Below are 14,058 nucleotides of genomic sequence, written 5' to 3'. Positions count from 1 at the left end.
TCATGACAGCACCGATCCCGAGGTCTGCGCCGGGCAGAGCGCGACGAACTGGCACCGGTCGCACTGCTTGCCGGGCCTGGCCACGAACTCCTCGGCGCGCACCGTCGCCACCGCCTTCTCCAGCTGGGTGATGATCTCGGGCGGCTCGGGCGCCTGCACCTGCACCTTCGGCAGCTCGCTCCCCGAACCTGCGGGATGGCGCAGCTGGATCAGCTCCGCTCCCCCGGAGGTCGCGCCCGGCGCCAGCGACGAGGCCGCGCCGTGCTCCACGGCTAGCTGGTAGAGGCCGAGCTGGCCGTGCTCCTTGACCTCCTGCGCGGTCGGCGGATACTTCCCCGTCTTCAGGTCGACGACCACGATCCGGCCGCTCTCGTCGAGCTCGAGCCGGTCCGCGTAGCCGTTCAGCCGCACCGTCTCCCCGCTGGGCAGCGAGACCTTCGCGGTCAGCTGCTCCTCGAACCCGATCACGGTCCTCGCGCCGGGGCGCCGGTGCCAGGTCAGGAACCGGGCCAGCACCTCCCGGACCGCCTCGCGCTCGCGGGCGGCCGACCAGGGCGTACGGAACTCGAGGCGGCCCCACACCTCGTCCACGAACGGCATCAGGTCCTCGACGGTGGCGGCGTCGAGGTCGCCGCGGGCGAGCTGCTCGGCGATCGCGTGCACCACCTTTCCGAACCCCTGGCTCGAGGAGTCGGTGACCGCGCCGCCCGCCTCGCGGGCCAGGAACCACTGCGCGGGGCAGGTCAGGATCGCTTCCAGCGCCGACGCGCTCAGCGTGATCGGACGGTCCTCGGGACGCACCGCGGCCGAGGCGTACGTCGGGGCCCGCAGCCCCCACCAGGTCGACGGGTCCGCGGCGAGCACGATCCGCTTGCCGCGCACCTCGGTCGCCGCCAGCATCGCAAGCCGCCGCGCGGCGGCCTCACGCAGGGCGTCGGGCTGGGCCGGGTCCGCCGCGGTGCGGCGCAGCTCGGCGACCAGGCCGGCCAGCGACAGCGGTCGCGACGGCCGGCCGACCCGGTGACGGATCTGGTCCTCGCGCAGGCCGAGCTCGTTGATGAATCGCGAGGGCTGGTCGCCGTCGTCGTCGGGCGACTTCACCGCGGTCACGACCAGCCGAGAGCGTGCACGCGTGGCGGCGACGTAGAAGAGCCGACGCTCCTCGGCGAGCATCGCCGAGCGGGTCAGGGGCGGTAGCAGCCCGCCGTGGCGGCCGTCCGGCAGGGCAGGGGCGATCCGGTCGGGACCGAGGAGCGAGTCGCGACGACGTAGGTCGGGCCAGGCACCCTCCTGGACGTGGGCGACGACCACGAGACCCCACTCCAGGCCCTTTGAACGGTGGGCGGTGAGCAGCCGCACCGCCGAGCCGCGCACGCCCTTGTCGGCCAGGGTGTCGGCCGGGATCTCCTGGGCGCGGAGCGTGGCCAGGAACGTCTCGACCGAGGCGAACTCCTGTCGGCCCTCGATCTTGGCGGCGGTGTCGAAGAGGGCCACGACCGCGTCCAGGTCACGGTGGGCCAGCCGCGCGGCGGGTCCACCCGACTCGACCTGCGCCCGCAGCCGCTGCCCCCACTCGGCACCGTCCCACAGCGTCCACAGCACCTGCTCCGCCCCGGCACCGTCCCTCAGCACCGTCCGGGCCTCGGCGAGGAGCGCCGCCAGCCGGCGTACGCGCCCCAGCACCCGCTCCTCGCCCCCGCCGTCCTCTTCCGGATCGAGCAGCGACGGATCGAGCACGGCGCGGCGTACGAGATCGTGGGCGGCGACGTCGGGGAACCTCGCCCGCAGGGTGCGGGTGAGCGCGCGGACGTCGGTGGCGGCGAGGCCACCGAGCGGACCGGTGAGCAGCTCCTCGCAGCGCTCGGGGCGTACGTAGCGCTCGTCGAGGTCGGACTCGACGTCGGCGTCGACGACGATCCCGAGCGCGTCGAGCAGGACCGCGGCGGCGGGTTCACGCACCAAGGGCGTCTCGTCGGCGGCGACCTCGACCGGCACCCCGGCGGCGGTCAGCGAGCGACGCAGCTGCGGGATCGAGGTGCGGCCCGAACGCACCAGGACGGCCATGTCGGACCAGTCGATGCCGTCCTCGAGGTGCGCCCGGCGGAGCAGGTCGGCGATGTGCTCGGTCTCGGCGCGGTCGGTGTCGAAGGTGAGCACCTCGGCCCGACCCGGGTCGGAGGCCAGCGGATGCGGGTTGCGGAACGTGTCATAGGCAGAGGAAGGGATCGAGCCGCGCACCGAGATCCCCGCGGCGATCGACCGCGACGCCCGCAGCAGCCGCGACCCGAACCGGCGGGTGGTCCCGAGCGCCACCACCGGCGCATGCCGGCGCTCCCGGGTCAGGAACTGCGAGGGGAAGTCGAGGATGCCGTTGACGTCGGCGCCCCGGAAGCCGTAGATCGACTGGTCCGGGTCGCCGACCACGATCAGGTCGCGCCCGTCGCCCGCCAGGGCCTGCAGCAGCGCGACCTGCGACGGATCCGTGTCCTGGTATTCGTCCACGAACACGCACGCGAACTCGGCCCGGAGCTCGGCCGCGTGCCGCTCGGCCTCGATCACCCCGCGCATGATCAGGTCGGGGTAGTCGATGGCCGACTGGGCACCGAGCACGTCGAGATACTGCTCCAGGAACCATCCGGCGGCGACGAACTCCTCGATCCCCTCGTCACGCCCCAGCGCCACCAGCTGGTCGGGATCGAGCCCGCGCTCGCGCGCCCGCGCGATCACGGTCTGCACCTCGCGCGCGAACCCCCGGGTGCCGACAGCCATCCGGAACCGCTCCGGCCACCGCACCGACTCCGGGCTGTCGGCCAGCAGCTCCTGCAGCACCACGTCGGCCTCAGGCGCCGAGAGCAGTGTCAGCGGGGCGGCGTAGAGCTCGGCCGGCGCGTAGCGCCGCACCAGGCCGTAGGCGAAGGAGTGGAACGTCGAGGAGACCGCCCCCGACAGCGTCCGCCCCAGCCGCGCGGTCACCCGGTCGCGCAGCTGCTCGGCGGCCTTACGGGAGAAGGTCAGCGCCAGCAGCTGGTCCGGACGTACGCCGCGGTTCTCGATCCGGTCGACGACCGCCTCCACCAGCGTGGTCGTCTTGCCCGTCCCGGGGCCGGCCAGCACCAGCAGCGGTCCTCCGGGATGCTCCACGACCGACCGCTGGTGCTCGTCGAGCACCGGCACGGCGGCAGCGCTCGGCGGCGGGGCAAGGCGGTAGGCGACACTCACGGGTCCCACCCAATCAGACTGCACCGACAGTTTCAGGCGTCCCCTCGTGCCTCGTGCCCGAGCCGCATGCGCACCGCAACCACGTCGTCGAGGTCTATCCCCTCCGCCTTCCGCACGACGACCTTCAACGGAAGCAGATAGGTGCCGTCCTTGGGGAAGAGCGCGGTGGTGAAGGTGGTCTCGCCGATGGTGGCGGTGACGGCGACCTGGCCCCAGTACTCCAGACCCCGCGCGTCCTCCTTGAGGTCCTCGGCGTCCTCGACAGGCATCGGGACGTAGTAGAACGGCGCCGGCCCGCGCCACTCGATCACGGCCCCTTCGAAGGCGTACTCCACGTTCCTACTCCGCCGTGCCTGATTCCGGGGCGAGCTCGAAGTCGTCGAAGTCGAACCCGGGCGAGACCACGCAGGAGACGAGCGCGTCGTCGGCCGAGGGGACCGTACGCTGCCACACCCCCGCCGGCACGACCGCCTGCGGCATCTGGCCGGCGGCGACGTCCACCCCGACGAGCACGGTCTCGCCCTCGACCGGGGCCGCACCGGCGCCGCCGAGCTGGAGGGACACGACGCCCGTGTGCGCGAGCCAGATCTCGTCGGAGGTGACCCGGTGCCACGCGGACGACTCCCCGGCCAGGAGCCGGAAGTAGATCAAGGTCGCGGTCGGGCGCACCCGCCCGTCGGGCAGGGTGACGGTCTCGGCGGCGGCCCAGGTCTGCCGGAACGCACCACCCTCGGGGTGGGGCGCGAGATCGAGTGCGATGGTGATGGAGTCAGCGGTCACCCGGCTCATTGTGCCGGGTCTCGTCGGCAGGTTCCTCGGGGAAGCGCGGGTCGCCGAGCAGGTACTGCCAGAGCAGCCCCGGCTTCTTGTGGGGCAGCGGCTTCGGACCACCGACCGACCGGCCCTCGACCGCGTCCCAGACGGCGTCGACGGGACGGGCCAGGCGGCGTACGACCTTTCCGGGCAGACCGGTGTGCGGGAGGTGCGGGTGCGGACGTGAGGGCGCCCGGCGCTCGGCCGCCGTGATCCGTTCGGCGACCAGCAGGAGCACGTCGTCGGAGGCCTCCTCGGCGAGGCGCGAGACCAGCTCGTCCTCCCTCTCCTCCTGGTCGATGAGCGCCTCCTCGACCTCGCCCCACAGCGTCGGCCACTCGTGGGTGGTCTCCCAGGTGGAGCCGTACTCGTGCGCCTTGACGTGGAAGAGCAGCACCTCCAGGCGCCGCGCGGTGAGAAGGTACTCATGGACCAGAGTTGCGCCGTCCTCGCAGTGGGCGGAGACCGCCGGCAGCAGCGCCTCGTCCACCGCGTGCAGGTGTCGAGACGTACCGGCGTTGAACTGGTCGATCGGTGGGCAGCCCCTGCGGGTCTGCTCCGGCCTGGCGATGATGCTCCGAGCGTGGGCCAGGCGCCCAGCGAGCTCGTCGTGCTTGTGTCGCAGCTCGTCCTGCAACACGGTCGTGGTGGCCATCTGCCTCACCTCGGCTGCTAGCCCAGTGATTTACTCGGTCACTCTCCAGAGTGCTCCCCCCAGCGCCCCGACGCAACAGGCAAACAGAGGATCAGGCGTCGGCCGGCCGCTCGTTGTAGACCCCGGCCACGTCCTGTCCGCTCAGCGCCGCGATCGACTCCATGACCTCGTCGGTGATGACCCGGCGGGCCTTGCCGAGAGGTACGCCGTCGAAGCGGCCGGCCACCTGGATCGGCTCCCCGAACTCGACCGTGACCTTCGCCAGGCGCGGCAGGCTCGATCCCACCGGCTGGAGCTCCGCCGTCCCCCGCAGGCCCACCGGCACCACGGGCACGCCGGCGGTCAGCGCCAGGTGCGCCACCCCGGTGCGCCCACGGTAGAGCCGCCCGTCGCGCGAACGGGTGCCCTCCGGGTAGATCCCGAACGCCTCGCCCTTGCCGAGGACCTCCAGGGCCACCTCCAGCGAGCCGAGCGCCGCCTGCGGGTCGTCACGGTCCACCGGCAGCATCCCCATGCCCTCGAACCACGCCCTCTGGGCAGCTCCCTTGAGGCCGCTGCCGGTGAAGTAGTCGGACTTGGCCAGGAAGTGCACCGGGCGGGGCGAGACCGACGGGATCACGATCGAGTCGGCAAAGCTGAGGTGGTTGCTGGCCAGGATCACCCCACCGGTGCGCGGGACGTTCTCGGCCCCCGTCACCGTAGGGCGCCAGACTGCTCGGAGGACGGGCGGCACGATGGCGTGGAGGACGCGATACATCACGGGATCATCGTAGGCGGCAGCCACATCGCCTTGCGCAGGTCCACCGCCCCCGAGACACGTCGCGGGGTGCCCTCCTCGAGATAGGCCTGCCGGGCCTCCTCGCCGTGGGAGGCGGGGAGCGAGCCATCGGCCCGCACCACCCGCCACCACGGCATCCCGGCGCCCTCGCGCGCCATCACCGAGCCGACCTGCCGAGGCCCGCCTCCGAACTCGTCGAAGAGGGCATCGGCGATCGCGCCGTACGTCGTCACCTGCCCGCGCGGGATCTGCTCGACAAGACGCAGAACGGCTTCCACGTACGCCTCCCGGTCCGTCATGCCGGGCACATTAGCGCGGTGCTACAGGATCGGGCTGAACGGCTCGGTGCCGTTGACCAGACGCAGACCGGAGATGCCCGAGTTCGCCTGGGCGAACTTCAGCTCGAGGTCCATGTCGCCGATGTTGTTGGAACCCGCGAGCGGAGCCAGGCCCAGGGTCGACAGCGTCCCGACCGCCTTGCCGTCGGCGTTCAGGAACCCCGAGCCGGAGTCACCGGGGATGCCGGGGGTGAGGTTGTAGAGCGGGTGCGACCAGCGGGTGCCGTTGACGTCGTCACCCAGCGAGAAGCCGATCTTCGGCGAGAGCAGGTCGACGTCGGCGCGCAACGAGGAGTTGCCGTAGGAGTAGACCTTGTCGCCGGCCACGGTGCCGTCGGTGTCGATGCCGGTCGGACCGCCCCAGATCGGCACGGTCGGGTTGACCTTGCCGGCGTCCGCGGCGTCGACCTTGACCAGGGCGAGGTCGTTGTAGGCGCAGGTGTCCTCGTCCTTGGTGCCCAGCTTGTGCATGGTCAGCCAGGAGGAGTACGCCAACTTCCCCTTCCCGAGCACGGTGCCCTCGGAAAGCAGCGAACCGCCCTCGTTGAAGGTCACCTCGGTGCCCAGCGGGAGCGAGTCGGCGGCACAGCCGTTGGTGTCGGTGGCCTCGCCGAGACCCGCGCAGTGAGCGGCGTAGCCGACGTAGACGTTGGCCGAGGAATCGGTGAAGACGAAGTTGGCGGTGCACTGGGCACCCTTGGTGTACATCATCACGCCCGGGGTGATGGTGGCCGTGTCGGCCGGCGCCCAGGCCTGCGCCGGGGACGGGATCAGGGCCGGGACGAGCGCGGCGGCGAGGGTGCCGGCGGCGATAGCTGCGGCGCGGCGTACGGAACGGCGAGTGCGGAGCATGTGGGGGCCTCTGTTCGTAGGTGATGTGACTCACAGAACAACGAGGTGTGGTGGCCGGAGGTTACGAAATGTTTACACCTCCCGGGGTTTCGTCGATCGGTGGCGGCTCAGCTGTCCGGAACGGCGACGACCACGGTGTTGCCCTGGAACGAGGTGCCGTCCCAGTCGTCACAGGTCACCACGACCAGCCTCGCCTCACCGTCGGGGTCGAAGAGCTTGGCGCTGCGCTTGGCGACCTGCTCCTTGGAGAGGTCGCGCACCGACCGGACGGTGTAGGTGAACTCCTCGCCCTTGGTCCGCACGATGATCTCGTCGCCCTCGTTCACCTCGCCCAGCCGGTCGAGGACGCCGCCGCCGTTGTGCAGCGTGTGGCCGACGATCAGGACCGAGCCGTCGTCCGCCCCGGGCTTCGCGCCGCCCTTCCACCAGCCCATGAGCGCGGAGTCGGCGGGCGGGGTGAGCGTGCCCGCCTCCATCGCCAACGGCACCACGTCGGCGTGCACGTTGAGCGACGGGATGGAGACGCCGCGTACCTTGCCCTTCTTCTTCGGCACCGCGGCCAGGGCCTCGGCCGGGATCGAGGACGTCGTCGAGGGCGGGGTCGCGTTGGCCTTCTGCACCTCGTCGATCTTGGTGTAGTAGTCGTACGCGGCGTAGCCGAGCACGGCGACCGCGACCACGAGGACGACGACGAAGATCTCCCCGATCAAGGTCCTCAGGCTGGGTTGTCTCACTCTGCCGAGGGGGCCAGGGCCTCAGCTCGCCTGCGACGGACGGCCATGCCCGCGCCCGCGCCCATCAGCAGCGCACCGACCCCGGCGAAGACATAGGACGGCGGTACGCCGCGGGTCGGGTCCGCGACGTTCGACTCCAGCCTCTCCGGGTCGATCGCAGAGCCGACGGCCGTGCCGGAGGCCGGCTCCGGGGCCTGATCGCTCGCGTGGGCAGGGGCACCGAGAAGCAGTCCGCCGGCCAGGGTGGCACCGGCGAGCGTCGCGCTGAGACGAGCGCGTGTGGACAACGTCGAATCCTCCGAGGTTCGGGCATGGATGCAACTCCGCCCCCCGCAGCTGCGCCGCAAAACTATCGGGTTCGCCACGCTCAAAGAAAGCCAGCGGCGGCCCCAGTGGGGCCACCGCTGGCCAACAGTTCAGTAAGCGTCTTCGTTGATCAGTACGAGGGCTGCGACGGGTCGATCTGGTTGACCCACGCCACCACGCCGCCACCGACGTGGACCGCGTCCGCATAGCCGGCGCCCTTGGCGATCGCCAGCACCTCGGCACTGCGTACGCCGCTCTTGCAGTGGAACACCAGCGGCTTGGCTCCGTCACCGGTGAGCTCGGCGACCTGCGGGATCGCGTTGCCGTTGAGGAACTCGCCCTTGGGGATCAGCACGGCGCCCGGGATCTTGTTGATCTCGTACTCGTTGGGCTCGCGGACGTCGACGAGGACGAAGTCGCGGCTGCCCTCCTCGCGCTCCTTGATCATCTCGGAGAGCTGGGTGACCGAGATGGTCGAGCCGGCCGCGGCGTCGGCCGCCTCGGTCGAGAGCGCACCGCAGAAGGCGTCGTAGTCGATCAGGTCGGTAACCGTCGGGTTCTCGCCGCACAGCGCGCAGTTGGGGTCCTTGCGGACCTTCAGCTTGCGGTATTCCATCTCGAGTGCGTCGTAGATCATCAGCTTGCCGACCAGCGGCTCGCCGATGCCGGTCAGCATCTTGATGGCCTCGTTGACCTGGATCGAGCCGATGGAGGCGCACAGCACACCGAGCACGCCGCCCTCGGCGCAGGAGGGGACCATGCCCGGGGGCGGCGGCTCCGGGTAGAGGCAGCGGTAGCAGGGCGCGTCCTCGCCGATCGTCGGCGCGAACACCGAGGCCTGGCCGTCGAAGCGGTAGATCGAGCCCCAGACGTACGGGATGCCCAGGAAGTAGGCCGCGTCGTTGACCATGTAGCGGGTCGCGAAGTTGTCGGTGCCGTCGACGATCAGGTCGTAGCCGGTGAAGATCTCGCGCACGTTGTCGTTGTCGAGACGCACGTCGTGCAGCACGACGTTGACGTACGGGTTCACCTCCTTGATCGCCGCCGCGGCCGAGTCGGCCTTCGGCTGGCCCACCGTCGACTGCTTGTGGATGATCTGGCGCTGCAGGTTGGACTCGTCGACCTCGTCGAACTCGACGATGCCGAGAGTGCCGACGCCGGCCGCGGCCAGGTAGAGCAGGGCGGGCGAGCCGAGGCCGCCGGCGCCGATGACCAGCACCTTGGCGTTCTTCAGGCGCTTCTGCCCGTCCATGCCGACGTCGGGGATGATGAGGTGGCGGCTGTAGCGGCGCACCTCGTCGATCGTCAGCTCGTCAGCGGGCTCCACGAGCGGGGCTAGGGACACAACTGCTCCTCAGTTCGGACGTACGTATGCCTGCTTGAACGCCGCAGGCACTTCTCCATGTTCCCTCATCCACCGGCGAGACAACGACGCGTCCCGCGATCCGAGTACCAGCGGGTAGGCTGCTGGGGTGACCACGCACCAATCCGAGCTCGACCCCACTCGACCGCGAGGGGCGCGACTGCCCCGGACGGAACGACGAGCCCAGCTTCTCGAATCCGCTCTCGAGGTCTTCGTCGCCTACGGCTTCCACGCCGCCGCGATGGACGACATCGCCGAGAGGGCCGGGGTCTCGAAGCCCGTTCTCTACCAGCACTTCCCCGGCAAGCTCGACCTCTATCTCGCGCTGCTGGAGAAGTCCGCGAACGAGATCATCGACCGTTGCCGGGAGGCCTTGGCGTCGACGGACGAGAACAAGGAACGCGTGGCCCGCACCGTCGAGGTCTTCTACGACTACGTCGCCTCCGAGTCCGGTGCCTTCCGGCTCGTCTTCGAGTCCGACCTGACCAACGACCCCGCCGTGCGCGAGCAGGTCGACCGGGTCACCAACGAGTGCGCCGAGGTCATCGCCGAGGTGATCGCCGAGGACACCGGCTTCGCCGCCACCGCCTCTCACCTGCTGGCCGTCGGCCTCGTCGGCCAGATCCAGGTCAGCGCCCGCTACTGGCTCCACAACAACGGCGACCTCTCCCAGGCCGACGCCGCGCGCCTGGTCGCCGGCCTCGCCTGGCGCGGCATCGGCGGCTACCCCAAGACCGACTGATCCCGCGCGGATCCCACTCGAAGTTTCCGCTCGTAGCGCAACGACGGGGTTCCTCACCTTCTGTGTGAGAGGATTCCGAAGCATTGATCGACCCATCGCAAGGAGGACCCGTGGAGGTCAAGATCGGCGTCCAGCAGGCCGCCCGTGAGCTCGTCGTAGAGACCGAGGAGTCCAGCGAGTCGGTGGAGAAGCTCATCGCCGATGCCCTCGGCGGCGGCGCTGTGCTCGCATTGACCGACAGCAAGGGCCGCAAGGTCATCGTCCCGACCGAGAAGCTCGCCTACATCGAGATCGGCCCGGCCAAGGTCGGCAAGGTCGGTTTCGCCGGCTGAGCCGCACCGGGCTGCAACTAGTCAGGGATCGCCCTGATTCCGGCGGAAAACGTCCGGATTCCGTCGGTGATGTCCGTGCAATGCCGTCTCAACAGGTGCACTATCGAGGAATAGGCGCATTCTTCGCGCCCATCACAACCTGAAGGGACAAGGGCATGATCGGGACCATTCTCGTCACCCTCATCGGTGGTGTCGTCATCGGTTTGCTTGGCAAGTGGCTTGCGCCAGGCGACAAGGACAACATCCCGCTCTGGTTGACGGTCGTCTGCGGCATCGTCGGCATGATCGTCGGCAGTCTGCTGTACTGGGTCATCTTCGGCCAGAACAACGCGGCCTTCGATGGCCACAAAGCCACCTGGGACAACGCCACGAACGGCGTCGACTGGTGGCGTCACATCTGGCAGGTCGTCGTGGCCGCAGTCGCGGTCGTCGTCGCGTCTGGCATCACCGGAAAGTCCAAGGCCTGAGTCTCACCCAGGTCATCTGAAGCGGTCCCGCCCCTCTGGGGCTGGGCCGTTTCTGCGTCACCAGTTCGGCTGCCCTGGAGGCTTCGGGGGCACCACGTCCGGGTGCCGGACGACGTAGACGATCCGCCCGGAGCGGGCCCAGGCGCGGTCGAGCTCCCCGAGGTCGTACGTCGTCCGCACCGCCTCGTCGCTGGCGATCTTGTGGGAGGCTGGGTCGTGGACGACGGGACGGCCGTCCTCCCCGAAACCGGTCAGCACGAGCAGATGTCCGTTGGTGACGTACCCGGCGCCGGTCAACTCGCCCTCCTGGTGGGAGACGGCCAGCACGAGCGGGATCCCGGCCTCGACGAAGCGGGCGGCCTCGGCGAAGGAACGGAGCCTGGTGACGTACGCGACCAGCCCCCGAGCGCCCGCATAGGCGGTGTTGAAGGCCCAGTTGCCGGCGCCACGGAAGGACTCGTCGTAGACCTCCCGGACGGTGAACGGCACCTGTGGGTCGAGGGTCTCGTAGTCCACCCAGGCCGTCTCGGCGTAGGTGGGCCCGACCCCCCAGAAGTCGGCGATCATCGCCGTCGAGGCGGCGCTGCACCACGACTGCCCGCCACCGTCCCAGTGCGGGTAGCGGTCACGATGGAGCTGCTGCGAATAGGCCGGTACGCCCTCCACGACCGTCCCGCTGGCCACCGTCCCCGGCGCGGGCGCCGAGTCCCGGGCGTCGGCCGAGACCATCGCCCCGAGCAGGCTCGCCCGCGGCAGGCTCCCGTCGGGGCCGTGCAGGCTAAGCCGCAACAAGAACGCCGTGAACCGGCACCCGTCCCGCCCCAGGATGGTGTCGTCGGCCGCGACCGCGACCGGGTCGTCCTGACCGGAGACGGAGGTGGACGTGAAAGCCGGGTCCGATGACCAGCGAGCCAGCACCAGCCAGCCGCTGCGCTCCCCCGACTCGGCGACGACCTGGGCGGCGACCTCCACCCAGGTGCCGGGCGGTGTCACCACGTTCCAGGAGGCGACCAGCTCGTCGAAGGAGAACCCGGGGCTGACCTCGGGAGACGTCCACACACCGGCTTCGGGGACGATCTGTGTCCCTGACCAGCCGGTGAAGCGGATATCAGTGCTCAAGCCCGAGCTTGCCCATTCTCTCGACGTGACGCTGGGTGAGCCGGGTGAGCATCTCGCCGATGGTGCCGAGGTCGAGACCAGAGAGGTGGCCACCGGCGATCAGCTCGCTGAGCCCCTCGCGGGTGGCCGCGACCTGCTGCGCCTGGGTGATCGCCTCGCCCATGAGGCGACGGCCCCACAGCGCCAGGCGTCCGCCGATGAGGTGATCGGCCTCGATGCCGGCCCGCACCCGGTCGACGATGAAGTCGGCCCGCCCGGCGTCCTCGAGGGTGGTGACCACGAGCTTGTGGGTGTCCTCGTCGAGGAAGCCCGCGACCTCGCGGTAGAAGTCGTTGGCGAGCCCGTCACCGACGTACGCCTTGACCAGCGACTCCCACCAGTCGGCGGGCTTGGTGTGGACGTGGAACTCGTCGAAGCCCGCGCGCAACGGCTCCATGGCCGCGTAGGGGTCGGCCCCGAGCTCCTCCAGCCGGTCCAGAACCGGCTGGATCTTGGCGTGCTGTGCGGCCGCCATCGCGAGCAGGGCCGTCTTGTCCTCCAGTGACGGCGCCATCTTGGCGTCGTCGGTCAGCCGCTCGACAGCCGAGACCTCGCCATAGGCGACCGCTCCGAGAAGGTCGATGACGGCAGCCTTGTAAACAGGATCACCGAACGGATCCTGGGGACCCGTGAACTCTGACGATGCAACCACGGGAGAACCCTACCGATAGAATGCCTTTTGACCGACCCAGCACCGCTGATATTCACCTTCATATCGCAGTGGCCTGGATCCCGTATGTGCGCGGCGTGGCACTCGCTTGGCAAGCTCGAGACACCCGTGAGTCGCTCGCCGCATTCGATGAGACAAGCGAGTAGCGACGAAATCATGACAACGTTCAAGGACCTCGGGGTTCATCCCGAGATCTGCGCTCCGCTCGAGCGCAGAGGCATCACCACCCCCTTCGCCATCCAGGAGATGACCCTCTCGGTCGCCCTGCAGGGCACCGACCTGATCGGCCAGGCCCGCACCGGCTCCGGCAAGACGCTGGCCTTCGGCATCCCCGTCGTGCAGCGCAGCGTCGCGCCGAAGGACCCCGACTACCCGGAGATCCCCCAGGGCAAGCCGCAGGCTCTGATCGTGGCCCCGACCCGCGAGCTGGCCATGCAGGTCTCCGCCGAGATCTCGCTGATCTCCGAGGACCGCGGCCTCCGTGTGCTGACCGTCTACGGCGGCGCGGGCTACGACCCCCAGATCGACGCGCTGGAGAAGGGCGTCGACATCGTGGTCGGCACCCCCGGCCGCCTGATCGACCTGGCCAACCGGAAGGTCCTCGACCTCTCCCACGTGCACGCCCTCGTCCTCGACGAGGCCGACGAGATGCTCGACCTCGGGTTCCTGCCCGACGTGGAGAAGCTGGTCACGCTCACCCCGGAGACCCGCCAGACGCTGCTGTTCTCGGCCACCATGCCGGGCGCGATCGTGGCCCTGGCCCGCTCCTACATGCGCCACCCGATGAACATCCGCGCCGAGTCCTCGAGCGAGCGCGAGACGGTGCCCGCCACCGCGCAGTTCGTCTACCAGGCCCACGACCTCGACAAGCCCGAGATGATCGGCCGCCTGCTGCAGTGCGAGGACCACGACAAGGTCGTCGTCTTCGCCCGCACCAAGCGCCAGGCACAGCGCGTGGCCGACGACCTCGCCGAGCGCGGCTTCCCTGCCTCTCCTCTGCACGGCGACATGCAGCAGGCCGCCCGCGAGCGGGTGATGCAGAAGTTCCGTGACGGCAAGGTCGAGGTCCTGGTGGCCACCGACGTCGCCGCCCGCGGCATCGACGTCACCGGCGTCTCCCACGTGGTCAACTACACGACCCCCGACGACGAGAAGACCTACGTCCACCGCATCGGCCGCACCGGCCGCGCCGGCGCCTCCGGCGTCGCGGTCACGCTGGTCGACTGGGCCGACCTGCACAAGTGGAAGATGATCAACAAGGCTCTCGACCTTCCGTTCGACGAGCCGCAGGAGACCTACTCCTCCTCGGAGCACTTCCTCCACGACATGGGCATCCCGAAGGGCACCAAGGGCCGGATCAAAAAGGCCGCGCCCGAGAAGCCGAAGGACAAGGACGCCGGGTCGGACGGCGAGAAGCGCGAGCGCGCTCCCCGCAACCGCAACCGTCAGCGCACCCGGTCCCGCGGCGGCCAGGTCGTCGAGAAGTCCGCCGAGTCCGCCGAGTCTCCCGAGTCCACCGAGCCCGCCGCCGAGGTCGCGTCCGAGGGCTCCGCGCCCCGTCGTCGCCGTCGCCGCCGTTCGTCGGGCTCGAGCGGCACCGCCCCGAAGGCCGACGCCTGAGCGTCGGCTGA

16 protein-coding genes are annotated in these 14,058 nt (G+C 70.1%); 4 read left to right on the top strand and 12 right to left on the bottom strand.

The genetic code is table 11. The features are described from left to right. The 10 genes from ACIA03_RS18505 to moeZ all read right to left on the bottom strand — a co-directional run bounded on the left by ACIA03_RS18505 (window position 1) and on the right by moeZ (window position 9,040). Entirely contained in the window at window positions 1–3,219 is a 3,219-nt protein-coding gene (locus ACIA03_RS18505; RefSeq protein ID WP_396985113.1) for an ATP-dependent helicase, read from the bottom strand. Between the two features lie 32 nt (window positions 3,220–3,251). Further along, entirely contained in the window at window positions 3,252–3,554 is a 303-nt protein-coding gene (locus tag ACIA03_RS18500; RefSeq protein WP_396985111.1) for a DUF1905 domain-containing protein, read from the bottom strand. A gap of 4 nt (window positions 3,555–3,558) precedes the next feature. Beyond that, window positions 3,559–4,008 carry a cupin domain-containing protein gene (locus ACIA03_RS18495; protein WP_396985109.1) on the bottom strand — a complete coding sequence of 150 codons (450 nt, stop codon included), beginning with the start codon at window positions 4,006–4,008 and terminating at the stop codon, window positions 3,559–3,561. Then, on the bottom strand, window positions 3,989–4,687 hold the full coding sequence (locus tag ACIA03_RS18490; protein ID WP_396985107.1) for a hypothetical protein: 699 nt from the start codon (window positions 4,685–4,687) through the stop codon (window positions 3,989–3,991). The genes ACIA03_RS18495 and ACIA03_RS18490 overlap by 20 nt, the downstream gene beginning before the upstream one ends. Before the next feature lie 91 nt (window positions 4,688–4,778). Further along, window positions 4,779–5,444 carry a lysophospholipid acyltransferase family protein gene (locus ACIA03_RS18485; protein ID WP_396985675.1) on the bottom strand — a complete coding sequence of 222 codons (666 nt, stop codon included), beginning with the start codon at window positions 5,442–5,444 and terminating at the stop codon, window positions 4,779–4,781. After that, a complete protein-coding gene (locus ACIA03_RS18480; RefSeq protein WP_396985105.1) occupies window positions 5,444–5,764 on the bottom strand; it encodes an MGMT family protein in 321 nt (106 codons plus the stop codon). The genes ACIA03_RS18485 and ACIA03_RS18480 overlap by 1 nt, the downstream gene beginning before the upstream one ends. Window positions 5,765–5,785: 21 nt before the next feature. After that, window positions 5,786–6,655 carry a hypothetical protein gene (locus tag ACIA03_RS18475; RefSeq protein ID WP_396985103.1) on the bottom strand — a complete coding sequence of 290 codons (870 nt, stop codon included), beginning with the start codon at window positions 6,653–6,655 and terminating at the stop codon, window positions 5,786–5,788. A gap of 107 nt (window positions 6,656–6,762) precedes the next feature. Then, window positions 6,763–7,365: a class F sortase gene (locus tag ACIA03_RS18470; RefSeq protein ID WP_396985101.1), complete on the bottom strand. Its 603-nt coding sequence runs from the start codon at window positions 7,363–7,365 to the stop codon at window positions 6,763–6,765. A gap of 20 nt (window positions 7,366–7,385) precedes the next feature. Then, complete coding sequence (locus tag ACIA03_RS18465) at window positions 7,386–7,676, bottom strand: hypothetical protein (protein WP_396985099.1); 291 nt, start codon at window positions 7,674–7,676, stop codon at window positions 7,386–7,388. A 149-nt stretch (window positions 7,677–7,825) separates the two neighbouring features. Then, window positions 7,826–9,040: an adenylyltransferase/sulfurtransferase MoeZ gene (gene moeZ / locus ACIA03_RS18460; protein WP_396985097.1), complete on the bottom strand. Its 1,215-nt coding sequence runs from the start codon at window positions 9,038–9,040 to the stop codon at window positions 7,826–7,828. A gap of 127 nt (window positions 9,041–9,167) precedes the next feature. On the opposite strand from moeZ, the gene ACIA03_RS18455 reads away from it, so the two are divergent. The 3 genes from ACIA03_RS18455 to ACIA03_RS18445 all read left to right on the top strand — a co-directional run bounded on the left by ACIA03_RS18455 (window position 9,168) and on the right by ACIA03_RS18445 (window position 10,599). Beyond that, the gene (locus tag ACIA03_RS18455) at window positions 9,168–9,800 is read left to right on the top strand and encodes a TetR/AcrR family transcriptional regulator (RefSeq protein WP_141806050.1); all 633 of its coding nucleotides are present in this window, start codon (window positions 9,168–9,170) and stop codon (window positions 9,798–9,800) included. Window positions 9,801–9,910: 110 nt separating this feature from the next. After that, on the top strand, window positions 9,911–10,132 hold the full coding sequence (locus tag ACIA03_RS18450) for a DUF3107 domain-containing protein (protein ID WP_091052608.1): 222 nt from the start codon (window positions 9,911–9,913) through the stop codon (window positions 10,130–10,132). Between the two features lie 155 nt (window positions 10,133–10,287). Next, the gene (locus tag ACIA03_RS18445; RefSeq protein WP_396985094.1) at window positions 10,288–10,599 is read left to right on the top strand and encodes a hypothetical protein; all 312 of its coding nucleotides are present in this window, start codon (window positions 10,288–10,290) and stop codon (window positions 10,597–10,599) included. A 57-nt stretch (window positions 10,600–10,656) separates the two neighbouring features. Here ACIA03_RS18445 and ACIA03_RS18440 read toward each other — a convergent pair whose 3' ends face one another. Together ACIA03_RS18440 and ACIA03_RS18435 are read right to left on the bottom strand one after the other, a co-directional pair. Continuing rightward, window positions 10,657–11,718 (bottom strand): C39 family peptidase, encoded by a 1,062-nt coding sequence (locus tag ACIA03_RS18440; protein WP_396985092.1) that lies wholly within the window; start codon window positions 11,716–11,718, stop codon window positions 10,657–10,659. Beyond that, on the bottom strand, window positions 11,708–12,409 hold the full coding sequence (locus tag ACIA03_RS18435; RefSeq protein ID WP_045547952.1) for a ferritin-like fold-containing protein: 702 nt from the start codon (window positions 12,407–12,409) through the stop codon (window positions 11,708–11,710). The genes ACIA03_RS18440 and ACIA03_RS18435 overlap by 11 nt, the downstream gene beginning before the upstream one ends. 174 nt (window positions 12,410–12,583) lie before the next feature. On the opposite strand from ACIA03_RS18435, the gene ACIA03_RS18430 reads away from it, so the two are divergent. Beyond that, window positions 12,584–14,047 (top strand): DEAD/DEAH box helicase, encoded by a 1,464-nt coding sequence (locus ACIA03_RS18430; protein ID WP_396985090.1) that lies wholly within the window; start codon window positions 12,584–12,586, stop codon window positions 14,045–14,047. Window positions 14,048–14,058: the final 11 nt, after the last annotated feature.

Source organism: Nocardioides sp. NPDC051685 (genome assembly GCF_044453405.1).
Classification (GTDB): domain Bacteria; phylum Actinomycetota; class Actinomycetes; order Propionibacteriales; family Nocardioidaceae; genus Nocardioides.
This window is presented reverse-complemented; position numbering and strand designations above follow the sequence as displayed.

Coding starts and splice junctions, on each gene's coding strand:
- ACIA03_RS18495 (WP_396985109.1), bottom strand. CDS start 4,008: ATGAGCCGGGTGACCGCTGACTCCATCACCATCGCACTCGATCTCGCG.
- ACIA03_RS18490 (WP_396985107.1), bottom strand. CDS start 4,687: ATGGCCACCACGACCGTGTTGCAGGACGAGCTGCGACACAAGCACGAC.
- ACIA03_RS18485 (WP_396985675.1), bottom strand. CDS start 5,444: ATGTATCGCGTCCTCCACGCCATCGTGCCGCCCGTCCTCCGAGCAGTC.
- ACIA03_RS18480 (WP_396985105.1), bottom strand. CDS start 5,764: ATGACGGACCGGGAGGCGTACGTGGAAGCCGTTCTGCGTCTTGTCGAG.
- ACIA03_RS18475 (WP_396985103.1), bottom strand. CDS start 6,655: ATGCTCCGCACTCGCCGTTCCGTACGCCGCGCCGCAGCTATCGCCGCC.
- ACIA03_RS18445 (WP_396985094.1), top strand. CDS start 10,288: ATGATCGGGACCATTCTCGTCACCCTCATCGGTGGTGTCGTCATCGGT.
- ACIA03_RS18430 (WP_396985090.1), top strand. CDS start 12,584: ATGACAACGTTCAAGGACCTCGGGGTTCATCCCGAGATCTGCGCTCCG.